20 protein-coding genes, 1 other RNA gene and 1 pseudogene are annotated in these 22408 nt (G+C 64.7%); 13 read left to right on the forward strand and 9 right to left on the reverse strand.

Features of this window, described 5'->3' with window-relative positions; all coding sequences use genetic code 11:
- Window positions 1-112 precede the first annotated feature (112 nt).
- Window positions 113-187: non-coding RNA, sX9 sRNA (locus XalbCFBP2523_RS12570), on the forward strand.
- A 4-nt stretch (window positions 188-191) separates the two neighbouring features.
- On the opposite strand, the gene XalbCFBP2523_RS12575 is transcribed toward XalbCFBP2523_RS12570, so the two are convergent.
- Complete coding sequence (locus XalbCFBP2523_RS12575) at window positions 192-665, reverse strand: YehS family protein (protein ID WP_045765230.1); 474 nt, start codon at window positions 663-665, stop codon at window positions 192-194.
- A 256-nt stretch (window positions 666-921) separates the two neighbouring features.
- Here XalbCFBP2523_RS12575 and glpD point away from each other — a divergent pair, with 256 nt between their 5' ends.
- The 8 genes from glpD to XalbCFBP2523_RS12615 all read left to right on the forward strand — a co-directional run bounded on the left by glpD (window position 922) and on the right by XalbCFBP2523_RS12615 (window position 10463).
- Window positions 922-2430 carry a glycerol-3-phosphate dehydrogenase gene (gene glpD / locus XalbCFBP2523_RS12580; RefSeq protein ID WP_045765231.1) on the forward strand — a complete coding sequence of 503 codons (1509 nt, stop codon included), beginning with the start codon at window positions 922-924 and terminating at the stop codon, window positions 2428-2430.
- A gap of 169 nt (window positions 2431-2599) precedes the next feature.
- Window positions 2600-3418 (forward strand): MIP/aquaporin family protein, encoded by an 819-nt coding sequence (locus XalbCFBP2523_RS12585; protein WP_045766616.1) that lies wholly within the window; start codon window positions 2600-2602, stop codon window positions 3416-3418.
- A gap of 93 nt (window positions 3419-3511) precedes the next feature.
- On the forward strand, window positions 3512-5011 hold the full coding sequence (glpK, locus tag XalbCFBP2523_RS12590) for a glycerol kinase GlpK (RefSeq protein WP_045765232.1): 1500 nt from the start codon (window positions 3512-3514) through the stop codon (window positions 5009-5011).
- Between the two features lie 298 nt (window positions 5012-5309).
- The gene (locus tag XalbCFBP2523_RS12595; protein ID WP_045765233.1) at window positions 5310-6359 is read left to right on the forward strand and encodes an aldo/keto reductase; all 1050 of its coding nucleotides are present in this window, start codon (window positions 5310-5312) and stop codon (window positions 6357-6359) included.
- Window positions 6356-7231 (forward strand): amidohydrolase family protein, encoded by an 876-nt coding sequence (locus XalbCFBP2523_RS12600; RefSeq protein WP_045765234.1) that lies wholly within the window; start codon window positions 6356-6358, stop codon window positions 7229-7231. The genes XalbCFBP2523_RS12595 and XalbCFBP2523_RS12600 overlap by 4 nt, the downstream gene beginning before the upstream one ends.
- A gap of 31 nt (window positions 7232-7262) precedes the next feature.
- A complete protein-coding gene (locus tag XalbCFBP2523_RS12605; RefSeq protein WP_012914997.1) occupies window positions 7263-8009 on the forward strand; it encodes an SDR family oxidoreductase in 747 nt (248 codons plus the stop codon).
- A gap of 25 nt (window positions 8010-8034) precedes the next feature.
- Window positions 8035-8892: a fumarylacetoacetate hydrolase family protein gene (locus XalbCFBP2523_RS12610; protein ID WP_045765235.1), complete on the forward strand. Its 858-nt coding sequence runs from the start codon at window positions 8035-8037 to the stop codon at window positions 8890-8892.
- 251 nt (window positions 8893-9143) lie between these two features.
- Window positions 9144-10463, forward strand: coding sequence for an L-fuconate dehydratase (locus XalbCFBP2523_RS12615; RefSeq protein ID WP_045757639.1), 1320 nt, complete (start codon window positions 9144-9146; stop codon window positions 10461-10463).
- Window positions 10464-10646: 183 nt separating this feature from the next.
- On the opposite strand, the gene XalbCFBP2523_RS12620 is transcribed toward XalbCFBP2523_RS12615, so the two are convergent.
- A complete protein-coding gene (locus XalbCFBP2523_RS12620; protein WP_045765236.1) occupies window positions 10647-11015 on the reverse strand; it encodes an L-rhamnose mutarotase in 369 nt (122 codons plus the stop codon).
- 3 nt (window positions 11016-11018) lie between these two features.
- Window positions 11019-12326, reverse strand: coding sequence for an L-fucose:H+ symporter permease (gene fucP / locus XalbCFBP2523_RS12625; protein ID WP_012915001.1), 1308 nt, complete (start codon window positions 12324-12326; stop codon window positions 11019-11021).
- A gap of 360 nt (window positions 12327-12686) precedes the next feature.
- Here fucP and XalbCFBP2523_RS12630 point away from each other — a divergent pair, with 360 nt between their 5' ends.
- Window positions 12687-13442 carry an IclR family transcriptional regulator gene (locus XalbCFBP2523_RS12630; protein ID WP_045765237.1) on the forward strand — a complete coding sequence of 252 codons (756 nt, stop codon included), beginning with the start codon at window positions 12687-12689 and terminating at the stop codon, window positions 13440-13442.
- 135 nt (window positions 13443-13577) lie between these two features.
- On the opposite strand, the gene XalbCFBP2523_RS12635 is transcribed toward XalbCFBP2523_RS12630, so the two are convergent.
- Window positions 13578-13949 (reverse strand): STN domain-containing protein, encoded by a 372-nt coding sequence (locus XalbCFBP2523_RS12635; RefSeq protein ID WP_045765238.1) that lies wholly within the window; start codon window positions 13947-13949, stop codon window positions 13578-13580.
- Window positions 13950-14128: 179 nt separating this feature from the next.
- Window positions 14129-15883: a glutamine--tRNA ligase/YqeY domain fusion protein gene (locus XalbCFBP2523_RS12640; RefSeq protein ID WP_045765239.1), complete on the reverse strand. Its 1755-nt coding sequence runs from the start codon at window positions 15881-15883 to the stop codon at window positions 14129-14131.
- Window positions 15884-16136: 253 nt separating this feature from the next.
- Here XalbCFBP2523_RS12640 and XalbCFBP2523_RS12645 point away from each other — a divergent pair, with 253 nt between their 5' ends.
- The 3 genes and pseudogenes from XalbCFBP2523_RS12645 to msrA all read left to right on the forward strand — a co-directional run bounded on the left by XalbCFBP2523_RS12645 (window position 16137) and on the right by msrA (window position 17678).
- A complete protein-coding gene (locus XalbCFBP2523_RS12645) occupies window positions 16137-16364 on the forward strand; it encodes a putative signal transducing protein (RefSeq protein ID WP_045757641.1) in 228 nt (75 codons plus the stop codon).
- 251 nt (window positions 16365-16615) lie between these two features.
- Window positions 16616-16966, forward strand: a pseudogene (locus tag XalbCFBP2523_RS12650) (SgcJ/EcaC family oxidoreductase); the annotation flags it as partial.
- A gap of 61 nt (window positions 16967-17027) precedes the next feature.
- Window positions 17028-17678 carry a peptide-methionine (S)-S-oxide reductase MsrA gene (gene msrA, locus XalbCFBP2523_RS12655; RefSeq protein ID WP_045765240.1) on the forward strand — a complete coding sequence of 217 codons (651 nt, stop codon included), beginning with the start codon at window positions 17028-17030 and terminating at the stop codon, window positions 17676-17678.
- A 23-nt stretch (window positions 17679-17701) separates the two neighbouring features.
- On the opposite strand, the gene XalbCFBP2523_RS12660 is transcribed toward msrA, so the two are convergent.
- The 4 genes from XalbCFBP2523_RS12660 to ahpC form a co-directional block, all read right to left on the reverse strand.
- Window positions 17702-18670, reverse strand: a complete 969-nt coding sequence (locus XalbCFBP2523_RS12660) for a transaldolase (protein ID WP_045765241.1) — start codon at window positions 18668-18670, stop codon at window positions 17702-17704.
- A gap of 282 nt (window positions 18671-18952) precedes the next feature.
- Complete coding sequence (locus XalbCFBP2523_RS12670; protein WP_012915009.1) at window positions 18953-19903, reverse strand: LysR substrate-binding domain-containing protein; 951 nt, start codon at window positions 19901-19903, stop codon at window positions 18953-18955.
- Window positions 19904-19990: 87 nt separating this feature from the next.
- Window positions 19991-21580, reverse strand: a complete 1590-nt coding sequence (gene ahpF / locus XalbCFBP2523_RS12675) for an alkyl hydroperoxide reductase subunit F (protein WP_045765242.1) — start codon at window positions 21578-21580, stop codon at window positions 19991-19993.
- A gap of 176 nt (window positions 21581-21756) precedes the next feature.
- A complete protein-coding gene (gene ahpC / locus XalbCFBP2523_RS12680; protein WP_012915011.1) occupies window positions 21757-22323 on the reverse strand; it encodes an alkyl hydroperoxide reductase subunit C in 567 nt (188 codons plus the stop codon).
- Between the last annotated feature and the right edge of the window lie 85 nt (window positions 22324-22408).

Genomic DNA, 22408 nt, shown 5'->3' on the forward strand with positions numbered 1-22408 from the left:
ATCGCCGCCGGAACCGCTCTGGCCGATGGTGTGCATGCCTCGCCGGCCTTAGAGTAGCTAAGAAAACGACGGCGTCGCCGCTGGACGGGCGCGGGCAGTGCTCGGAATCCCCATGTCCCCCTGTACACGGCGGTTCCGGCGGGCTGTCCGCGCCCACCCGACAGCGCCTCGCGACGTTTTGTTAGCCACTCTTAGCCGGCTGGGCGCAGGCGCAGGGTGAGACCCTTGAGGAAGTTGCGCAGTAGCTGATCGCCGCATAGGCGGAAATTCTTGTGCTCCGGTTGCCGAAACAGCGCCGATAGCTCCGGCTTGGATACCGGCAAGCCAGCGGAGTAGAAGATCTGGTGCATGTCTAAGTCCTTGAGTTGAAACGTCACCCGCAGCTTCTTCAGCACCACGTTATTGGTAATGTGCGTTTCCACCGGGCGCGGTGGCAGGCGCTCGTCGCGGCCACGGTAATGGAATACCAGCCCATCGAGGAAATGCGCCAGTACCGCATCGTGGCATTCGACGAAGCCTGCTTCGTCTTCTTTCTTCAGCCAGGCGGCAATCTGCGCTTTGTCGATAGGAAACATCGGGTCGGTGAGTTGCACGATGTCCACGACTTTTTGGTCGCTCAGATCGAGCATGTAACGGATAGAACGCAGAATGTCGTTGTTGAGCATGGCCGATTGGGGGAGTGCCGTTGTCTTCGGCGGGTTGTCTAGTCTAGAGCGTGCATTGAAGTGAGTGCGAAGCCAACTGGGGTGCGTCAAAATGTACGTCGCTGTTTCGGCGCGCTTCAGGTGATGCACGATGCTGTCGGCATCGCACTATTGTGTAGCGTGATATGTTCGCAAATAGTCGTTTGCGATTTTTCGTTACTTTGTCCTGCTCCAGGTGATGCGCCTGATCCAGGGCGCGACATCTTCGGAGTCAGCAATGCGCGAGACTTACGATGTGCTGGTGATCGGTGGTGGGATCAATGGCGTTGGTATCGCCCGCGATGCGGTGGGCCGGGGGCTGTCGGTGTGCCTGTGCGAGCGCGACGATCTGGCCGCGCATACCTCCAGCGCCAGCACCAAGCTGATCCACGGCGGGCTGCGCTATCTGGAACAGTACGAATTCGCTTTGGTTGGCAAGGCGCTGGCCGAGCGCGAGGTACTACTGCGGCTGGCGCCGCACATCATCTGGCCGCTGCGCTTTCTGCTGCCGCACCAGCCGCATTTGCGCCCGGCGTGGATGCTCCGCGCGGGCCTGTTCCTGTACGACCATCTTGGTCGTGGTCGCCGCACCTTGCCGGGCTCGCGGCGTCTGGCGTTGCGCACGCATCCGGTGGGCGCACCGTTGCGCGAGGAGTTCCGTACGGGTTTCGTCTATTCCGACGCCTGGGTGCAGGATGCGCGGCTGGTGGTGCTCAATGCGATGGATGCGGCGCAACGCGGTGCACGTATCCTCACCCGTACCTGCTGCGTCAGTGCGCAGCGCGCGGACGGCGTGTGGCGCGTGGGGTTGCAGTTCGCGGACGGTCGCAGTGAGCAGGTGCAGGCGCGTGCGCTGGTCAATGCCGCCGGGCCATGGGCGGTGCAGTTCCTGGACCAGGTGGCGCAGGTCGGGCACGACCATGCGTTGCGCCTGGTGAAGGGAAGCCATCTCGTGGTTCCGCGGCTGTTCGACCACGACCATGCTTACATCTTCCAGCAACCGGATCGGCGCATCGTGTTCGCCATTCCCTATGAACAGGACTACACCTTGATCGGCACCACCGATGTCGACTACCGCGCCGATCCGGACGCGCCGCGCATCGATGCGGAGGAAACGCACTATTTATGCGCGGCGGCCAACCGGTATTTTCGCAAGCAGATCGCCCCGGACGATGTGGTGTGGAGCTATAGTGGCGTGCGCCCACTGCTCGACGATGCGCAGGACAACGCCGCCGAGGTCACCCGCGATTACCTGCTGGAACTGGACGCGCGCAATGGTGCCGCTTTGCTCAATGTGTTCGGTGGCAAGCTCACCACCTACCGCAAGCTTGCCGAAGAAGCGGTGGACCGGTTAACCGCGCATGTCGGACGCAAGGCGCCGGCATGGACCGCGCATGGCGCGCCGTTGCCTGGCGGCGAGCGGGCCGATATCGACGTGCTCGCGCGCGAGTTGCGCGCGGCCCGGCCATGGCTGTCCGAGGCCACCGCACAGCGGCTGGCGCGCAATTACGGCACCCGTGCCAGCGCGTTGCTCGGCGCGGCGACCTCGCTGCAGCAACTGGGCGAGCATTTCGGTGCGGATCTGTACCAGGCGGAAGTGGATTATCTGTGCGAACACGAATGGGTGATCGAAGCCGACGACCTGTTGTGGCGACGCAGCAAGCTCGGCCTGCGCATCGATGCGAATGGCTGCCAGCGCCTGATTGCTTATCTGCAACAGGCCTCGGCCAGGCTGGCGACGGCGTAAACACCCATGACGTCGATGCCATCGTCGTCTCGGGATGGTGTGCGACGGCTGGTCACAATGGTCGTGCGTGCGGTTTCCGCCGTGGCGCATGCTTCTGGAGGCAACCGTGGAGGTTGGCAGCGATGAGCACATTGACAGACAGGACGCCGGCCATTGGGGAATTGCGCGCATGAACCGGCAACTGCTGGGTGAACTGATCTCCGAGGCGATCGCGATGCTGATCATCATCGCCTTCGGCTGCTCGGTGGCGTGCATGTATGTGCTGTACGATCCCAGTCCCTATCAGCATGCCTATTGGGGTGTGTGCATCGCTTGGGGGCTGGGGGTGACCATCGCGATCTATGTTACCGGCTCGGTGTCTGGCACCCATGCCAATCCGGCGGTGACGTTGGCATTGGCGCTCTTCCGTGGTTTTCCATGGCGCAAGGTGCTGCCGTACTGCGCGGCGCAGGTGGTAGGTGCGTTCATCGGCGCCGGCATTGTCTATCTGTTGTTCGCACCGGTGATCGACCACTACAATCAGGTGCAACAGTTGACCCGTGCCGGTGGCGGCGCGGCCGGCGTATTCTTCACCGCGCCGGGCTTGGCGATCACGCCGCTGCACGCGTTGTGCGATCAGGTGATTCTGACGGCGTTGTTGATATTCGGCATCTTCGCCATCACCGAGCGTTACAACGAAGCCGCGCCCGGCGCCAATTCCGGAGCATTGATCATCGGCCTGCTGGTGGCGACCATCGGTGCTTCGATGGGCTATTTGGAGGCGTGGGCGATCAACCCGGCGCGTGATCTTGGGCCACGCCTGTTCGCCTATTTTGCCGGCTGGGATGCCTCGGCGTTTCCTGCCGTCGGCCATTACTGGTGGATCCCGATTGTCGGCCCGTTGATCGGTGGCGTGATCGGCGGTGCCGCTTACCAGACGTTGATTTACCCGTTTCTGCCGGCGCGGCTGAGGGAGCAGGAAGAAGACGTCGCTGCGCGCCGCAGTTAGCGTCCATGCCATTTCTCGCCGCGCGCCACATGCGCGATCCTTTCCCCGTCGGCGCCGCCATGCCGCGCGCCGCATGTCTCGCAGGAGTCACCGATGGAGAAGCAATTCATCCTGGCCATCGATCAAGGCACCACCAGTTCGCGCGCGATCCTGTTCGATCGCCATGGACGCAGCGTCGGCATGGCCCAGCGCGAGTTCGCGCAAATCTTTCCGCAGCCGGGTTGGGTCGAACACAACCCGCGCGAGATCATGACCAGCGTCTACACCACGATCACCGAGTTGTTGAACACCCATCAGGTGGACGCGAGCGCGATCGCCGGCATCGGCATCACCAACCAGCGCGAGACCGCCGTGGTGTGGGACCGTGCCACCGGCCAGCCGATCTACAACGCTATCGTCTGGCAGTCGCGGCAGACCAAGGACATCTGCGAGCAGCTCAAGGCCGATGGCCACGAGGACATGGTGCGTGCCAAGACCGGGCTGCTGATCGATGCGTATTTTTCCGGCACCAAGATCAAGTGGATCCTCGACCATGTCGAGGGCGCGCGTGCACGCGCGCAGCGCGGCGAGCTGGCGTTCGGCACCATCGACAGTTGGCTGATTTGGAACCTCACCGGCGGCAAAGTGCACGTCACCGATTACACCAACGCCTCGCGCACCTTGCTGTACAACATTTATGCGCTGTGTTGGGACGAAGACCTGCTGCGAATGCTCGACATTCCGGCATCGATGTTGCCGCAGGTGCGCTCGTCCAGCGAAATCTACGGCAGCACGCAGGGCCAGTATTTTTACGGCCACGCGGTACCGATCGCAGGGATCGCGGGCGATCAACAGGCGGCATTGTTCGGCCAGGCCTGTTTCGAGCCGGGCATGGCGAAAAATACCTACGGCACCGGCTGTTTCATGTTGATGCACACTGGCGAGAAGGCGGTGGTGTCGAACAATGGCCTGCTCACCACCATCGCCTGGGGCGTGGATGGCAAGGTGGAATACGCGCTGGAGGGTGCGATCTTCGTCGCCGGCTCGGTGGTGCAATGGCTGCGCGATGGCCTGCGCATGTTCGGCAAAGCCAGCGATTCGCAGGCCTACGCCGAGCGCGCCGGCGACAACGACGGCGTGTACTTCGTGCCGGCCTTCGTCGGCCTGGGGGCACCGTACTGGCGCAGCGACATCCGTGGCGCGGTGTTTGGCCTGACCCGTGGGACCACCAAAGAACACTTCATTCGTGCCGCGATCGAGTCGATGGCCTACCAGACCCGCGACGTGTTGACGGCGATGCAGAACGATGCCGGTATCAAGTTGAAGGAACTACGCGCCGATGGCGGCGCGATCGCCAACGATTTCATGGCCCAGTTCCAGAGCGACATCCTTGACGTGCCGGTGTTGCGCCCGGAGGTGGCCGAGACCACCGCGTTGGGCGCTGCCTACCTGGCGGGCTTGGCGACGGGATTTTGGAAGGACCGTGCCGAGATCGCGCAGCACTGGGCGGTGGATCGCCGCTTCGAACCGACCATGCCGGCCGAGCGCCGCGAGGCGTTGTACGCGGGCTGGCAACAGGCGGTGGAGGCGACGATGGGTTTTCGTATTCGCTGATTTGGTGTCCGCTGTGCGCTGTGCGCTGCAGGGCCGGGCGATACGTTTCTCGCCGGCCTGTCGCGTCGCTCAGGGTGGGATCTGGATTGTTGCGATGCAGCGTGATTGTTTATTCGTGATTGCTATATTCATATACGAACAGCCGGCGGCGGCTGCCTGCTATGGCATTGCTGTGCGCTCTGGCCTTATCCGATCAAGCCCGACATGGGCGGAGGCGTGTCATGCGCAACACCAGCAGCAATCGCTCCCGGGGCGTCGGCGGGCGCTGCGCCGCGAGTGTTGGCGTGCGCGCAGGTGCATGCCAGTGAGCGCTGCGGCCGTCGAACAAGAGACCATCCCTGTCGCACAACGCGCGCTGGGGCGCAGTGGTGTGCACATCGCCACGCTCGGTTTCGGCGCCGCGCCGATCGGGAATCTGTATGCGGAAGTGGACGACGCAGTGGCGCTGGCCGCCGTTGCCGATGCGTATGTCGCCGGCATTCGCCATTTCGATACCGCGCCTTACTACGGCTATGGACTCAGCGAGCAGCGTCTGGGGCAGGGGTTGCGCGGCGTGCCGCGCGCCAGCTATACGCTCTCGACCAAGGTCGGGCGCTGTATCTACGACGATGCCGCGGCTGCGATCGGGTGCGAGGGTTTCGCCGTGGCCGGGCGCCGCGCCGAATTCGACTACAGTCGCGACGGCGTGCTGCGTGCGTTCGAGTCCAGTTTGCAGCGTCTCGGCACCGACCACATCGATGTTCTGCTGCTGCACGACATCGGTGGCCTGACCCATGGCGAGGCACACGCGGCGATGTTGCGGCAAGCGCTGGACGAGGCGTTGCCGACGATGGCGGAGCTCAAGTCCCAGGGGGTCTGTCGCGCGATCGGCATCGGTGTCAACGAAGAAGACGTCGCGGTGGAACTGCTGCCATTGTTTCCGCTCGACTGCGTGATGTTGGCGGGCCGCTACACCCTGCTGGAACAACACGCCGCGCAGCGGATCATGGCGCAGGCAGTGCAGCAGCAGGTCGGCATTCTGGTCGCCGGACCATACAGTTCGGGTCTACTGAGCGATGCGAGTGGCCCTGGGAAGACCTACAATTACGCGCCAGTGGATTCGGCCACCCTACGGCATGCGCAGCGCCTATTCGCCGCCTGCGCGGCGTGGGGCGTGGACGTGGGTGCGGCGGCGCTGCAGTTCCCGCTCGCGCATCCGGCGGTCAGTAGCGTGGTGGCCGGTATGCGCACGCCCGCGGAGGTGAGCAGCGCCGCGACGCGCTTACGCACGCCGATCCCTGCCTCGTTGTGGCAGGACTTGCACGACCAGGGACTGCTACAAGGGCCGGTGCCGACGCTGTGCGAATGATCGATGCGCATGTGCATTTCTGGTCGTTGGCGCGTGGCGATTATGTCTGGCTGACGCCGGCGCTGGGTGCGCTGTACCGCGACTGTGGCCCGGAGCATCTGCTCGATACGCTGGATGCCCACGGCGTGTCCACGGTGGTCGCGGTGCAGGCGGCGCAGACCGAGGCCGAGACACGGTATTTACTACAATTGGCGCGTGCGCAACCGCGCATTGTTGGCGTGGTTGGGTGGGTGGATTTCGAGGCCGCCGATGCCGCCGCGCGTATCGGCGCGTTGTGCGCGGAGGGCGGCGGTCTGCTCAAGGGGCTGCGACCGATGGTGCAGGATCTGGACGATCCGCAGTGGCTCGCACGGCCGAAATTGGACGCGGCGTTCGATACGGTGTTGCAGCACGACCTCGCCTTCGATGCGCTGATCCGCCCACAGCACTTGCCTGCCCTGTTGGCGCGCTTGCAACGCCATCCGACCTTGCGCGTGGCGCTGGATCATGCAGCCAAGCCGATGATCGGTGGCTCCGGCTTCGATGCCTGGGCCGATGGTCTGGCAAAGTTGGCGCAATATCCGGGAGTGGCGTGTAAGTTGTCCGGTTTGCTCACCGAGTTGCCGGCCGATGTCGCTGCCGATAGCGCGGGGCTGGAGCCCTACGTGGCACAACTGTTCGCCAACTTCGGCCCCCAGCGGGTGATGTGGGGCAGTGACTGGCCGGTGCTGACCCAGCGTGCCGACTACGGCACGTGGATCACGCTGGCGCAGGCGCTGGTCGCTGGCTATGCCGCCGGCCATGCCGATGCCGTGTTTGCCTCCACCGCGCAGCGTTTTTATCGTCTGTCCGATCCGATTGTTTCCCCCACGACCAGGAGTACTGCAGCATGACCATGTCATTGTTCATCCCCGGGATCCGCGCATGAGCGGCCGGCTGCAAGGTAAGCGGTGCCTGATGACCGCCGCCGGCGCCGGCATTGGCCGCGAAAGCGCACTGGCCTGTGCGCGCGAAGGCGCGCAGGTGTTGGCCACCGACATCGATAGCGCGGCGCTGCAGCGCCTGGCTGCCGAGTCCAGCGCGATCACCACCCAGGTACTCGATGTCACCGACGCCGACGCGATCCAGGCGCTGGTGGCGGCGCATCCGACCTTCGATGTGTTGTTCAATTGCGCCGGCTACGTGCACCAGGGCAGCATCCTGGAATGCGACGCGTCCGCCTGGCGGCGTTCGTTCGCGATCAACGTCGATGCAATGTACTACCTGTGCCAGGCGGTGTTGCCGGGCATGTTGGCGCAGGGGCGCGGCAGCATCGTCAACATGTCCTCGGTGGCGTCCAGCATCAAGGGCGTGCCCAACCGCTTCGTTTACGGGGCGACCAAGGCCGCGGTGATCGGCCTGAGCAAGGCCATCGCCGCCGACTACGTCGCCAAGGGCGTGCGCTGCAACGCGATCTGCCCGGGCACCATCAAGACGCCATCGCTGGGCGAGCGTGTCAAGGCGTTGGGTGGCGACGAGCAGGCGGTGTGGAAGAGTTTCACCGACCGCCAGCCGATGGGCCGTCTGGGCGACCCGCGCGAAATTGCGCAGTTGGTGGTCTACCTGGCTTCTGACGAATCTTCCTTCACCACTGGCCAGACCCACATCATCGATGGCGGCTGGTCCAACTGATTTCCTTTCTGCATAGGACACCTGCATGAAACTCGTACGCATTGGTTCCCCAGGCCAGGAAATCCCCGGCTTGATCGATGGTGAAGGCCGCATCCGCGATCTGCGCGGTGTGATCGACGATGTCGCCGGCGAGCACCTCACCCGTGCCGGCCTGGATAAGCTGCGCGCGCTGGATGTCGCGACGTTGCCGATCATCGACGGCGCGCCGCGTTACGGCGCGGCGGTTGGCGGCATCGGCAAGTTCATCTGCGTCGGCCTGAACTATGCCGACCATGCCGCCGAATCTGGCATGGAAGTGCCCAAGATGCCGATCCTGTTCATGAAGGCCACCACGGCGGTGTGCGGCCCCAACGACACGGTGATCATCCCGCGCGGCTCGGTGAAGAGCGATTGGGAGGTGGAACTGGGCGTGGTGATCGGCGATGTGGCGCGCGATGTCAGCGTGGAACAGGCGCTGGATCACGTCGCTGGCTATGCGGTGATCAACGATCTGTCCGAGCGCGAATTCCAACTTGAGCACGGCGGCCAGTGGGTCAAGGGCAAGAGTGCCGACACGTTCGGCCCGATCGGCCCATGGCTGGTCACCCGCGATGAGATCCCCGACCCGCAGAACCTGTCGATGTGGTTGGAGGTCAACGGCCACCGTTACCAGAACGGCAGCACCCGCACGATGGTGTTCGGCGTGGCCGAGCTGGTCAGTCACATCAGCCGCTACATGACGTTGATGCCGGGCGATGTGATCAGTACCGGTACGCCGCCGGGTGTCGGGCTGGGCCAGAAGCCGCCTGTTTACCTGAAGCCGGGCGACGTGATGGAACTGGGGATCGAAGGGCTGGGCCAGCAGCGCCAGGCCGTGGTCGCCCACCCGCGCGACGCCCGCTAACGCGGCTTGCTGTTCGACGCAGCGGGGAGCGTGCGGCGAAGGTTGCCTGCATTGTCGCAGGCGTGCGGTGATGCGACGTCATGTCGCTCGCTGGCGGGACACAACCTTCGCGCGTGCGCTCGCGCTGCGTTGTGCGGCGGCGCAGGTCGTGATGGCATCGCCCGCTGGGGTGGGTCTTCGTGGCTGCACACTTTGCCGATGGCTGGACTCGTCCAGCGTCGTTTTTCTGCCTTGTCGAGACCAGGATCCTCATGAGCAAAATCGTTGCGCTCGAAACCTTCGATGTGCGTTTTCCCACCTCGCGCGAACTGGATGGTTCCGATGCGATGAATCCGGATCCGGATTATTCGGCCGCCTATTTGTGCCTGCGCACCGACGCCGACGATGGGCTCGCCGGCTACGGCCTGGCCTTCACCATCGGTCGCGGCAACGACGTGCAGAGCGCGGCGGTGGCGGCGTTGGCGCACCACGTGGTGGGGCGTGACGTGGACGCGGTGATCGGTGATCTGGGCGGCTTCGCGCGCAGTCTCACCGACGATTCGCAACTGCGCTGGCTGGGCCCGGAGAAGGGCGTGATGCACATGGCCATCGGCGCCGTCGTCAACGCGGCCTGGGACATGGCCGCGCGCCGCGCCGGCAAGCCACTGTGGCGCTACATCGCCGAGCTGTCGCCGGAACAGTTGGTGGCCGCCATCGATTTCCGTTATCTGACCGATGCGCTGACGCCGGACGAAGCGTTGGCGATGTTGCGCGCTGCCGAGCCCTCGCGTGCGGCGCGTATCCAGACCCTGCTCGACCAGGGCTACCCGGCCTATACCACCTCGCCAGGCTGGCTCGGTTATTCGGACGAAAAATTGGTGCGTCTGGCCAAGGAAGCAGTGGCCGACGGTTTTCGCACGATCAAGCTCAAGGTCGGCGCCAACGTGCAGGACGATATTCGCCGCTGCCGCCTGGCGCGCGCGGCGATCGGTCCGGACGTGGCGATGGCGGTGGACGCCAATCAGCGTTGGGACGTGGGCCCGGCGATTGCCTGGATGCGTCAGCTTGCCGAATTCGACATCGCCTGGATCGAGGAGCCGACCAGCCCCGACGACGTGCTCGGCCACGCCGCGATCCGTCGGGGCATCGCCCCGGTGCCGGTGTCCACGGGCGAGCACACCCAAAACCGGGTGGTGTTCAAACAGTTGCTGCAAGCCGGCGCGGTGGATTTGATCCAGATCGACGCCGCACGCGTGGGCGGGGTCAACGAGAATCTGGCGATCCTGCTGCTGGCGGCGAAGTTCGGCGTGCGCGTGTTCCCTCATGCCGGCGGTGTGGGGCTGTGCGAGTTGGTGCAGCATCTGGCGATGGCCGACTTTGTCGCCATCACCGGCAAGATGGAGGACCGTGCGATCGAGTTCGTCGATCACCTGCACCAGCACTTCGTCGATCCGGTGCGGATCGTGCATGGCCGTTATCTGGCGCCGACGCTGCCGGGTTTTTCCGCGCAGATGCATGCCTCGTCGGTGGACCAGTTCCTGTATCCGGATGGCCCGTTCTGGAGCGCGGATCTGGCCGCGCAGCGCGCTTAGCGCGCAACAGATCCGTGGAGAGCGCTTGCCTGCCTGTGCGCAAGCGCTCTGCGGCGGTGGTGTCGTAGGCGCGGTCGTCGCTGTGGCTTTCTGTTTACGCCACGCGCAGGCGAGTCGTGGCATGTGCGGTGGAAGCGTGCGGCATCGATGCGGCTATCTCCGCTCAGCACCGCTCCAGTAGTGTCAGCGCTGGCGTTGCTGTTCCGCCACGGCCGCCTGCAGCGAAAAGATCTGTAGCGCCTCGCGCCATTTTTCGCCGGGCGCGGAGCCGGGCAGTGGCTTCTGGAAGCGCCACATCAGTTCTTCCCAGGCTTGCACGCGGGGGTCGGCCGCATCGGTGGCGGCCTTGGCGGCGGGCGAGTAATCGTCGTCCACCTCCATCAGCATTACCAGGCGGTTGCCGCAGCGATGGATGTCCAACTCGCGGATCCCGGCCGCACGCAGCGAGGCGACGATTTCCGGCCATACCGTATCGGGCCGATGCCAACGTTCGTATTCGGCGATCAGCGTCGGATCGTCGTGCAGGTCCAGCAGATAGCAATGGCGGGGCATGGCTCAGGCTCCGGTCGCGTGCGCACTGCGGCGGCGTGCGGTGGCATACAGCGCCAACCCCAGAATGACCGCGAAGCCGAGCCCCGGCACCGCGATTGCCCAGTGAATGCCGACATGGTCGGAGATCGCGCCCATCAGTGCGGTCAACGCGGCACCGCCGATGATTGCCATCACGATCAGCGACGAGCCCAGTTTGCGTGCATCGTCGTCCAGCCCCTCCAGGCCCAGCGCGAAGATGGTTGGGAACATCACGGACATGAACAGACTGCTTGCCACCAGCGCGTACAGGCCGATCCAGCCTGGCAACGCGACTGCTACGCCGCACAGCAGCAGGTTGAGCAGGGCGAACCCGCCGAGCAGTCGCGCCGGCGCCAGATAGCGCAGCAGTGCCGCGCCGATGAAGCGGCCAGCCATGAACAGGACCAGCGAGACGGTGAGGAAATTGGCGGCGGTCTTCTCCGGGGTTCCGGGCACACTGTCCTGCAAGTAGCGGATCAGGTAGCTCCAGATGCCGACTTGTGCGCCGACGTAGAAAAACTGCGCGATCACCGCAAACACGAAGCGCCGGTTGTGCCACAGTTGGCCGAAGTTGGCCTTGCCGCTCGCCACGACACCTGCGGCGGCACGGGTGGTCGGGAAGCGGGTCAGCCCGATCAGCAGCGCCCACAGCACCACGACAGCGCCGATGATCAGATATGGCGTCTGCACCGCCGTCGATTCGGTCGCGAAATAGGCCGCGCGCGCGGTCGGCGCCATCGTGGCCAGTTCCTGCGGCGTGTGCTCCACGCCGGAGAAAATGAAGTGCTGGCCGACCAGGACGCCGGTGATCGAACCCAGCGGATTGAAGGCCTGCGCCAGATTCAACCGCCGCGCCGCGCCGTCGGCGGGACCGAGCACAGTGACCAGTGGGTTGGCGGTGGTCTCCAGAAACGCCAGGCCGCTGGCGATGACGAACAGTGCCAACAGAAACAGCCCGTAAGTGTGCACTTGCGCCGCCGGATAGAACAGCAACGCGCCGGTGGCATATAGCAATAACCCCAGTACCACCGCTGCCTTGTAGCTATAGCGACGCATGAACATCGCCGCCGGGATCGCGAACACGAAATAGCCCAGGTAGAACGCGCTCTGCACCAGTCCAGCCTGCAGGTCGGTCAACTCGAACGCCTTCTTGAACTGCTTGATCAGGATGTCGTTGAGGTTGTTCGCCATGCCCCAGAGAAAGAACAGGCTGACGATCAGGACCAGCGGCGCGAGTGCGGTACGGGTCGGATTAGCGGGCGCCGAGGTGGCGGTATCGCTGCTGTAGTGCATGCCGCCTACCCCTCCCAAGGTGTGCTGCGTCACGGTCGAATTCGGGCCGGAGCGTACTGTGCTTGCGGTTACCATGCAAATATAAAATTTGAGTTCAAATTTGCATGGTGCATATTCGGCACGGGTCATCTGCGGTGTGTTCGGATGCGATCACTGAATCCTGGAGCGTTTCATGCACGTTGAAGCGAGAGACGTTGGGCGTGCGCGGTGCCTTGGTGCTGTCGTGTGGTGCGGCCTTCACTGGCGGGCACAGCGTAGGCCATGGCGCAATGCGTCAAGGCTGGCTTCGCGCGCACTGCAACGCAACGATCACGACATGCTCGCGTTTTCTCTTCGCAACGGCTGCCGGGCCTTGACGCAATGATCATCCCACCGCCCAAATACCGCGCTCCTGCTTTGGACAAAGGACTGGATATCCTCGAATTGCTGGCACGCGATGCGCGGCCGATGACCATGGCCGAGATCTCGCAGGGCATCGGCCGCTCCCGCGGGGAAATCTTCCGCATGCTGCAAGTGTTGGAGGAACGTGGTTACCTGACCAAGGCTGCGGGCGATGGGGGGTATACGCTGACCAACCGCCTGTTCATGCTCGGCATGCAGCAGCCGCAGGTGCAGAACGTCACCGAGGTGGCGCTGCCGGTGATGCGCCGCTTGGCCGACGCGATCCGTCAGCCTTGCCATCTGGTGGCGCCGTCGGACGATCAAATCGTGGTCATCGCGCAGATGGATGTGCCCAGCGACCTGGGCCTGGTGGTGCGTCCCGGTCACCGCCGTCCGTTCGCGCATTCCTCCTCCGGTCTGGTGTTGTTCGCTTTTCAGCCCGCCGATGTGCAGGAGCGGCTGTTGCAGCGGCTAGATGCCGGTGCGGTGGAATACGACCGCGCACTCTTCCTGGCGGCTGCGTGCGAGGTGCAGGCGCTTGGCTACAGCATTCGTCCCAGCGAGGCCGTGGTCGGGGTGATCGACCTGACTGCGCCGATTCTGCAACACGGCAGTGCGCGCTATACGCTCACCGTTCCTTTCATCGAACGCCGTCCACAACAGATGGATGCGCAGGTGGCGATGCAGGCGGTGTGCGCGGCGGCAGCGCAGATCAGTGCGGCGTTGTGCACGTAAGGCGATGCACGAAACCGTTGCGCCGTTGTGGATGATGTTTGCGTGGACCTCGAGCTGCCTGCGCATCACTGAGGATGGCTAGGAAACCTTGGGCGATTCGATTGCATGGGGCCGCGCATGGCAACGTCGCGAGGGTCAGCGGCGCCCGACCTGAATCGTATCCGCTTGTTCCTGCTCGATCCGTAGCGCGGTGCCTTCCAGTGCCTGGTGCATTGCCTGGCGGATGCTGATCTGTCCCTTCACGGCATTGATCTGCACGGCGGCCAGCGAGGGGTCGCGGTAGACGATCATGCAGCCGGTGGCGTGGGCCAGTTGTTGGGAAACTTCATCGAAGCGCCCGGTTGGCAGGTTGTAGGGGTGATCGGGAACGCTGTCGCACTTGCCGGTGGGCGTGGTGCTGGCGGTTGTTGAAGACGCCGTTGTGGACGCGGTGGTGGCCGGTTTGCAGCCGGCCAGTAGCGCCACCAGGGCGAAACCGATGCAGCTGCCGCGCAAAATCTCGTTCATGAGGCGATTCCTAGAAGGATTGTTTCGCAGTCTAGATCGTCTGGCTTAACCCAGCTTTGCTTCGCGCGCGCGGGCATGTGGACGCGCGTGGATGTTGGCACGGGGGTTCCAGAGCATCATCGTCCAATGCCGTAGTGGCATTCGACGATCGGGGACCGTGACGAGCCGCGCGCGAGCGCTCAGGCGCCATCTTGGCCGCCACTCCAGGTGTCGCGTAGCGTCACGCTGCGGTTGAATACCGGCGTTTCGGCGCGGTGATCGTGGCGGTCGGCGACGAAATAGCCGCTGCGTTCGAACTGGAACGCTTGCTCCGGCGCAGCGTGCGCTGCGGCCGGTTCGACGTAGCCGCGCACGCTGCGCTTGGAGTGAGGATTGAGGTGGTCGCGGTAGCTCTTGCCGTCGGACTCGTCGTCTGGCTTCTCCACGGAGAACAGGCGGTCGTACAGGCGGATTTCGGCCTCCACCGCATGCGCGGCGCTGACCCAGTGCAGGGTGCCTTTGACCTTGCGGTTGGCGCCGTCCATCCCGGGGCGCGAGTCCGGGTCGAGCCAGCCGCGCAGTTCGACGATGTCGCCAGCAGCGTTCTTGATCACCTCGTCGACGCGGGCGATCCCCGCACCGCGCAGGCGCACTTCGCCGCCGGGCACCAGCCGTTTCCAGCCTTTAGGCGGAACCTCGGCGAAATCCTCGCGTTCGATCCACACTTCGCGCGAGAACGGCACGGCGCGCGTGCCGAAGCTGTCGTCCTTGGGATGATTGGAGAAGGTCAGGGTCTCGCGGTGGTCGTCCGGCAGGTTGCTCAGCACCAGCTTGAGCGGGTCGATCACCGCCATGCGCCGTGGGGCATGGGCGTCCAGATCCTCGCGCAGGCAGCCTTCCAGCACCGCGAAGTCGATCACCGAGTTCTGCTTGCTGATGCCGACACGCTCCACCAGCAGGCGCAGTGCGGCCGGCGTATAGCCACGCCGGCGCAGGCCCTGCAGCGTGTACATGCGTGGATCGTCCCAGCCATCGACCAGACCTTCGGTGACGAGTTGGGTGAGCTTGCGCTTGCTCATCACCGTGTAGTTGATGTTCAGGCGCGAAAACTCGATCTGCCGTGGTTTGCCCGCCTCGCGTGGCAGCCCCTTGGCCAGCAGCGGTTGCAGCAGGTCCGGGTGCCCGGCCAGGTCGACCTTGTCCACGCACCAGTCGTACAGCGGCCGGTGGTCCTCGAACTCCAGCGTGCACAGCGAGTGGGTGATGCCTTCGATCGCATCGCCCAGGGCGTGGGCGAAGTCGTACATCGGGTAGATCGGCCAGGCGTTGCCGGTGTTCTGGTGTTCGACGTGTTTGATCCGATATAGCGCGGGGTCGCGCAGATTGATGTTGCCGCTGGCCATGTCGATCTTGGCGCGCAGGGTGCAGGTGCCGTCCGGAAATTCGCCGGCGCGCATGCGCCGAAACAGCTTCAGGTTCTCCTCGATGCTGCGTTCGCGGTAGGGCGAATGACGCCCCGGCTCGGTGAGCGTGCCGCGGTAGTCGCGCACTTGTTCGGCGGACAGATCGCACACGAACGCCTGGCCGTCGCGGATCAACTTCTCGGCGGCCAGGTAGTACACCTCGAAGTAGTCCGAGGCGTGGCGCAGTTCGGCCCACTGGAAACCCAGCCAGCGCACATCGTCCTGGATCGCGGCGACGAATTCGGGATCTTCCTTGGCGGGGTTGGTGTCATCCAGGCGCAGGTTGCAGCGCCCGGCGAACTCGGCGGCGATGCCGAAGTCTAGGCAGATCGCCTTGGCGTGGCCGATGTGCAGGTAGCCATTGGGCTCGGGCGGGAAGCGGGTGCGGATGGAGGCGTGTTTGCCGCTGGCCAGATCCTCGCGGACGATTTGGCGGATGAAGTCTTTCTTCTCGGCCGGGGCGGAGGCGTCGGTGGCGGGGGTGTCGGACATGCGCGCTTCAGCGAATAAATAGAGCGTAAGTTTATAAGTAAAGCGCTGTCTTGGTTTGCGCCACACTGGCGGACGACGGTCCCGGCGCGTAGGCTGCGGATCAATCCACGTGCCAGATGTCCGCATGCCGTCTTCCTGTCTTGCTGCTGACGCCAGGTGCGTTGCCTGTTCGCCAGGCCTGTGCGCAGCACCGATCCGCCTGCCGTCGGTCCAGACCACGCCTGGGTTCGGTAGGCAACGCTGAGGGCCGCACGTGCAGATCGCCTACCGTGCCCAGCACCTGATCGATGCGCATCTGGCCAAGCACGCGCTGGAGGATGCCGGCATCACCGCTTTCGTGTTCGGCGAGGCATTGCTCGGCGGCGCCGGCGAACTGCCGTTCGGCGTGGTCCAGGTCTGCGTGGCCGACGAACTGCTGGAAAAGGCCCAGGAAGTGCTGATGGCGTTGGGCCTGGGTGGGTTGGTGACGCGGGCCATGTAGTTTGGGAGCTGGGATTGGGGATTGGCAAAAGCGGGGGTGGGGGTCGCTGTTGCGAACTCGGCGGCGATGTTCTGCCGTTCGACGCTGTAGATCGCCACCAGCGCTGCCACGAGCAGCAACAGCGGCAGCGCCACCAGGGCCAGGCTCTTGCGGGTCAGCGGCCAGTCGTTCCAGCGCCGTGCCAGCGCCCTCACCGCGCCACTCCGGCCTGTGTCGCGAGTACCGCCGCTGGAACGCGGCGCTGGCGCAAGCGCGTGGCCGACCTGTACGCCCGCGAACGCCGTGCTGCTGCCGACCGTGTCCAACACAAGGTCCGCGCCAGCCGCGCCGAGATCGAGGACGACTTCAGCCACTTCCTCGCGGCCAAGCCGCGCGGCACCATCAACTATCGCCAGGTGCGGCGGCTCGACGACGACAGCGCGGTCGATGCCGGCGTCTACACGTTCCCCCTGAACAATGCTGACGGCAGCATTGTTCAGGTGCAGGCGCGCTACAGCTTCGTGTACGAGAAGCGCAATGGCCGCTGGCTGATCATCAACCACCATAGCTCGGTGATGCCGGAGCCGGTCGCCGTCGCCACCGCGGCCCCGGGGCGCACTTGAAAGCCAGGCCCGGCAGTGCCATCCACAGGGCATCGCCCCGTCGCTGCCAGGAGTCCATGCCATGTTGGGAATCGGTGCCTTCAAGCAGCGCCTGCCGCGTCCGGGCGAGAGCCTGCCCGGGCGGGCGGAACCGCTGCCGCTGTACAACCGTCATTTCGTCAACGGCCAGCCGTTGCGCGATGTCTTCGCCGGTCTGCAGCAGGTGCAGTTTGGCCTTGGTTGCTTCTGGGGCGCCGAGCGTGCCTTCTGGTCGCTGCCAGGCGTGTTCACCACGGCGGTGGGCTATGCCGGCGGCGAAACCCCGCATCCGACGTACCGCGAAGTGTGTTCGGGCCAGACCGGCCATACCGAGGCGGTGCTGGTGGTGTTCGATCCGCACGTGACGAGCTTCGCGCAGCTGTTGCAGACCTTCTGGGAAAGCCACGATCCGACCCAGGGCATGCGCCAGGGCAACGACCTCGGGACCCAGTACCGCTCGGCGATCTATTGCGCCACGCAGGAGCAGTACGCTGCGGCAATCGCCAGCCGCGATGCCTATCAGCAGCGTCTACATGAGGCCGGCTATGGCGCGATCACCACCGAGATTCGTCTGCCGGCGCCGCCGTTCTATTACGCAGAGGACGAACACCAGCAGTATCTGGCCAAGAATCCAGGGGGCTATTGCGGCCTGGGTGGGACCGGCGTCGGTTGTCCGCTCGGTCTGGAAGTCTGAGCGGCGGCGTCTGGGCAGCCGATTCAGCCGGCCAACTTCTGCCGGATGGTATCGCGTAGTGCTTGCAGATCCTTGGCGAAGGTGTCGATGCCGCTGGTCAGCTTTTCGGTCGCCATCGGATCGGCGGCCAGGTCGGCCGCGAAGCGCTGCGCGTCGATCGGGGGCACGCTGACGCCGTCGGCCCGGCCCGGCGAGAGCTTGCGCGGTAGTGGGCCGTAGTCGGCGTCGAGCTTTTCCAGCAGGTCCGGCGAGATGGTCAGCCGGTCGCAGCCAGCCAGCGCCTCGATCTGCGCGGTGGAACGGAACGAAGCCCCCATCACCACGGTCTGCAAGCCGCGGCGTTTGAACTCGGCGTACACGTCGCGCACGAACTGCACGCCAGGGTCCTCGTCGATGCTGGCTGGGGTCTGGCCATGCGCCACGTACCAGTCGAGCATGCGGCCGACGAATGGCGAGTGCAGAAACGCCCCGGCCTCGGCGCAGGCCAGCGCCTGGGTGCGGTTGAAGACCAGGGTCAGGTTGCAGTCGATGCCGTCCTTCTGCAATTGCCGCGCCGCTTCGATGCCTTCCCAGGTGGCGGCGACCTTGATCAGGATCCGTTCCTTGGCGATGCCGCGCTCGGCATACATGGCGATGAATTTATGCGCCTTGGCGATTGTGGCGGCGGTGTCGTGGGCGAGGTCGGCGTCCACTTCGGTGGACACGCGCCCGGGCACCAGTGTGCTGAGTCGGCTGCCGACGCCGATGGTCAGGCGGTCGGCGATTTCGTCGACCAGGGTGGCACGCTCGCCATTTTGGCTGTGCGCCCAGGCCAGTGCCTCGTCGATCAGGTCGGCATAGACCGGCAGGTCCAGCGCCTTTTTCACCAGGGTCGGGTTGGTGGTGCAGTCCACCGGCTTGAGTCGCTTGATCGCGTCATAGTCGCCGGTATCGGCCACGACCACGGACAATTCGCGCAACTGGGCCAGTTTGGAGGAAGCGGAAGAGGTCATCGGTAACTCTCGATACGAGTGAAAAGAAGGCGGATGACCTGCTACGTTAACGCGCTGCGTGAGTGTTGTCGCCTTCGACGTGCTTCATCGCGGCCACAGGCCGCGATGAAGCACGTGTGGTTGGAGGCGTGTCGGTCGCGATGGTGCGACCGAGATTCAGGCTGGGCAGGGTGCTGTCCCGCGCGAGGTTGCAGCGTGATGCGGCTGTGCGTGCGAGGTCGTTGTGCAGACACGCCGGCATCGATGCGATGTCAGGCGACTGCGCGTACGAGCCCTCGCCGCTCAGGTGACGGCTTGCTGCTGTGCCGCCGCGTGCGTCTGCGGCGGCAGCACGAACAACTCGCTCGGCAAGGTCTTGAACAGCTGCGCCAGTTGTTGCAGAAACTCGCTCATCGCCGAACTGCGCCGCCACAGCATGGCGATGCGGCGGCTTGGTCCGCAACTGTGATCGAAATTGAGCAGGCGGATGTTGGACGGGTTGGTTACCGGCGGCTGTACCGCCAGCAACGGCAGCAGGGTCACGCCGACATTGGCGGCGACCATTTGGCGCAGCGTTTCCAGGCTGGTGGCCTGGAATTCGGCTTTTTCCGTCGCCCCGGCGAGGTGGCATACGTCCAATGCCTGGTCGCGTAGGCAGTGCCCGTCTTCGAGCAACAGCAGGCGTTGCGCGTGCAGTGCGTCCAGGGTGAGTGGCGCCTGCTGCTCGGCCAGTGGATGCGGATCGGAGACGGCCAGCACGAACGGCTCTTCGAAGAGAAATTCGGCATGCAACTGCTCGTCGTGCAGTGGCAGTGCCAGCAGGGCCGCGTCCAGGCGACCCTCGCGCAGGCGGCTCAGCAGTACGTCGCTCTTTTCTTCGATCAACAGCAGTTCCAGGTGCGGGAAGCGTGCGCGCACCTTCGGGATCACGTGCGGTAGCAGGTACGGCCCCAGTGTCGGGAAAATGCCCAGGCGTACCGTGCCGGCCTCTGGATCCTGGCTGCGCCGCGCGGCTTCTTTCATCTGCTCGATTTCGGCGACGATGCTACGCGCCCGGCTGGCCGCCTCGCGTCCGGCCGGAGTCAGCATGACCTTGCGTGGCGCACGCTCGACCAACGGTACGCCGAGTTCGTCTTCGAGTTTCTTGATCTGTGTCGACAGCGTCGGTTGGCTGACGAAGCATGCGGCGGCGGCGCGCCCGAAATGCTTGTGATCGGCCAGCGCTACCAGGTATTTGAGATCACGCAGGTTCATCGGCGAGTTCCTTTGGCACGCAAGGCGGGGAGACGGCGCAGAGCCACAGCATAGCCCCACGCCGGTCGGCGGCGTGGGGCGAAGACATCAAGCCGCCTCGGCGATGCCGCCGGCGACCGGCGCGCTGTGGCGAATCAGATGGTCGAACGCGCTCAGCGCCGCCTTGGAGCCTTCGCCCATGGCGATGATGATCTGCTTGTACGGTACCGTGGTCGCGTCGCCAGCGGCGAACACGCCCGGTTGCGAGGTTTGGCCGCGCTCGTCGATCACGATTTCGCCGCGTGGCGACAAGGCGACCGCGCCTTGCAGCCATTCGGTGTTAGGCAGCAACCCGATCTGCACGAAGATGCCTTCCAGCGCCAATTGGTGGACAGCGTCGCCGACACGGTCTTTGTACATCAGGCCGGTGACCTTCTGACCGTCGCCGAGCACCTCGGTGCTCTGCGCGTTGACGATGATGTCCACGTTGCCCAGGCTGCGCAGCTTGCGCTGCAGCACGTCGTCGGCGCGCAGCTTGCTGTCGAACTCGACCAGGGTGACGTGGCTGACGATGCCGGCCAGGTCGATTGCTGCTTCCACGCCGGAGTTGCCGCCGCCGATCACCGCGACGCGTTTGCCCTTGAACAACGGGCCGTCGCAGTGCGGGCAGTAGGCCACGCCCTTGTTGCGATATTGATCCTCGCCCGGCACGTTCATCTGCCGCCAGCGCGCGCCGGTGGACAGGATCACCGTGCGGCTCTTCAGCGACGCACCATTGGCCAGTTTGACCTCGACCAGGCCGTCGGCCCCGGCCGGAATCAATTGCTCGGCGCGCTGTAGGCTCATGATGTCCACGTCGTACTGGCGCACATGCTGCTCCAGTGCCGCGGCCATCTTCGGGCCTTCGGTTTCCTGCACCGAAATGAAATTTTCGATTGCCATGGTGTCCAGCACCTGGCCGCCGAACCGCTCGGCTGCCACGCCGGTGCGGATGCCCTTGCGTGCGGCGTAGATCGCCGCCGCCGCGCCGGCTGGGCCGCCGCCGACCACCAACACGTCGAATGGCGCCTTGGCCGCGATCGCCGCCGCCTCGCGTTTGGCCGCGCCGGTGTCGAGCTTGGCGACGATTTGCTCCAGGCTCATACGTCCCTGGTCGAACACTTCGCCGTTGAGGTAGACGGTGGGCACCGACATGATCTGCCGTGTTTCCACCTCCTCCTGGAACAGCGCGCCATCGATGGCCACGTGCTGGATGTTCGGGTTCAGCACCGCGGCTAGGTTCAGCGCCTGTACGACGTCCGGACAGTTTTGGCAGGACAGCGAGAAATAGGTTTCGAAACGGTATTCGCCGGGCAGGTGGCGCACCTGCTCGATCAGCTCCGCGGTGGCCTTGGACGGATAACCGCCGACTTGCAGCAACGCCAGCACCAGCGAGGTGAATTCGTGGCCCATCGGGAGCCCGGCGAAGCGCAGGTGGATGTCCTGACCGGGGCTGTTGAGTGCGAACGAGGGCGTGCGCTCGTCGCTGTCGCGGTGCACATCCAAGGTGATCTTGTCCGAGAGCAGCACCAGTTCTTCGAGCAGATCGAGCATCTCGCGCGATTTGGCACCGTCGTCCACCGACGCGGCAATATGGATGGGCCGCACGACCCGCTCCAGATAGGCTTTCAACTGCGTTTTCAGATCGGCATCCAACATGGCGGACTCCTGACGTTGGGCAAAGCGAGGGGGAGGCGCGACTGCCGCACGGGCAGCCGGTCGCCAAGCAACTGGGAGGAGGGGTGAACCGCAGCCGACAGGCGCGCGTTGCGCCATCACCGGCTGCGGTTCACCCCCACCCCCGCCAGAGCGGCGGAGATGGGAGTGGACGTGGTTTAGATCTTGCCGACCAGGTCCAGCGACGGCTTCAGGGTCTTTTCGCCTTCCTTCCACTTGGCCGGGCACACCTCGCCCGGGTGCGAGGCGACGAACTGCGCGGCCTTGAGTTTGCGCAGGGTCTCGGTGACGTCGCGGGCGATGGCGTTGTCGTGGATTTCGACGGTCTTGATCACGCCTTCCGGATTGATGACGAAGGTGCCCCGCAGGGCCAGACCCTCGTGCTCGATGTGCACGCCGAAAGCACGGGTCAGTTGGTGGGTCGGGTCGCCGACCAGCGGGAAGCGGGCCTTGCCCACCGCAGGGGAGGTTTCGTGCCACACCTTGTGCGAAAAATGGGTGTCTGTTGTGACGATGTAGACCTCGGCGCCGATCTTCTGGAACTCGGCATAGTGCTCGGCAGCGTCTTCCACTTCGGTCGGGCAGTTGAAGGTGAAGGCGGCCGGCATGAAGATCAGGACCGACCACTTGCCCTTCAGATCCGCATCCGTCACTTCGATGAATTCACCGTTGCGGTAGGCGTTGGCCTTGAATGGCTGGACCTGGGTGTTGATCAAAGACGACATGGAGTTTCCTCGTGGTTGGGGGAGAGGGGGTGGGGGATGGAGCAAGGGTGATGATAGGAGCAGAGGATAGGTTCCTCAAATCGAT

Source organism: Xanthomonas albilineans (assembly GCF_002939705.1).
Taxonomy (GTDB): domain Bacteria; phylum Pseudomonadota; class Gammaproteobacteria; order Xanthomonadales; family Xanthomonadaceae; genus Xanthomonas_A; species Xanthomonas_A albilineans.

What these genes read in the sequence shown, in the direction of transcription:
- XalbCFBP2523_RS12595 (WP_045765233.1), top strand. Translation starts at nt 5,310, where the DNA reads ATGCCAGTGAGCGCTGCGGCCGTCGAACAAGAGACCATCCCTGTCGCA.
- XalbCFBP2523_RS12660 (WP_045765241.1), bottom strand. Translation starts at nt 18,670, where the DNA reads ATGACCTCTTCCGCTTCCTCCAAACTGGCCCAGTTGCGCGAATTGTCC.
- fucP (WP_012915001.1), bottom strand. Translation starts at nt 12,326, where the DNA reads ATGCACTACAGCAGCGATACCGCCACCTCGGCGCCCGCTAATCCGACC.
- XalbCFBP2523_RS12635 (WP_045765238.1), bottom strand. Translation starts at nt 13,949, where the DNA reads ATGAACGAGATTTTGCGCGGCAGCTGCATCGGTTTCGCCCTGGTGGCG.
- XalbCFBP2523_RS12605 (WP_012914997.1), top strand. Translation starts at nt 7,263, where the DNA reads ATGAGCGGCCGGCTGCAAGGTAAGCGGTGCCTGATGACCGCCGCCGGC.
- XalbCFBP2523_RS12620 (WP_045765236.1), bottom strand. Translation starts at nt 11,015, where the DNA reads ATGCCCCGCCATTGCTATCTGCTGGACCTGCACGACGATCCGACGCTG.
- XalbCFBP2523_RS12575 (WP_045765230.1), bottom strand. Translation starts at nt 665, where the DNA reads ATGCTCAACAACGACATTCTGCGTTCTATCCGTTACATGCTCGATCTG.
- XalbCFBP2523_RS12600 (WP_045765234.1), top strand. Translation starts at nt 6,356, where the DNA reads ATGATCGATGCGCATGTGCATTTCTGGTCGTTGGCGCGTGGCGATTAT.
- XalbCFBP2523_RS12640 (WP_045765239.1), bottom strand. Translation starts at nt 15,883, where the DNA reads ATGTCCGACACCCCCGCCACCGACGCCTCCGCCCCGGCCGAGAAGAAA.
- XalbCFBP2523_RS12630 (WP_045765237.1), top strand. Translation starts at nt 12,687, where the DNA reads ATGATCATCCCACCGCCCAAATACCGCGCTCCTGCTTTGGACAAAGGA.
- ahpC (WP_012915011.1), bottom strand. Translation starts at nt 22,323, where the DNA reads ATGTCGTCTTTGATCAACACCCAGGTCCAGCCATTCAAGGCCAACGCC.
- XalbCFBP2523_RS12610 (WP_045765235.1), top strand. Translation starts at nt 8,035, where the DNA reads ATGAAACTCGTACGCATTGGTTCCCCAGGCCAGGAAATCCCCGGCTTG.
- XalbCFBP2523_RS12615 (WP_045757639.1), top strand. Translation starts at nt 9,144, where the DNA reads ATGAGCAAAATCGTTGCGCTCGAAACCTTCGATGTGCGTTTTCCCACC.
- msrA (WP_045765240.1), top strand. Translation starts at nt 17,028, where the DNA reads ATGTTGGGAATCGGTGCCTTCAAGCAGCGCCTGCCGCGTCCGGGCGAG.
- glpK (WP_045765232.1), top strand. Translation starts at nt 3,512, where the DNA reads ATGGAGAAGCAATTCATCCTGGCCATCGATCAAGGCACCACCAGTTCG.
- glpD (WP_045765231.1), top strand. Translation starts at nt 922, where the DNA reads ATGCGCGAGACTTACGATGTGCTGGTGATCGGTGGTGGGATCAATGGC.
- ahpF (WP_045765242.1), bottom strand. Translation starts at nt 21,580, where the DNA reads ATGTTGGATGCCGATCTGAAAACGCAGTTGAAAGCCTATCTGGAGCGG.
- XalbCFBP2523_RS12585 (WP_045766616.1), top strand. Translation starts at nt 2,600, where the DNA reads ATGAACCGGCAACTGCTGGGTGAACTGATCTCCGAGGCGATCGCGATG.
- XalbCFBP2523_RS12670 (WP_012915009.1), bottom strand. Translation starts at nt 19,903, where the DNA reads ATGAACCTGCGTGATCTCAAATACCTGGTAGCGCTGGCCGATCACAAG.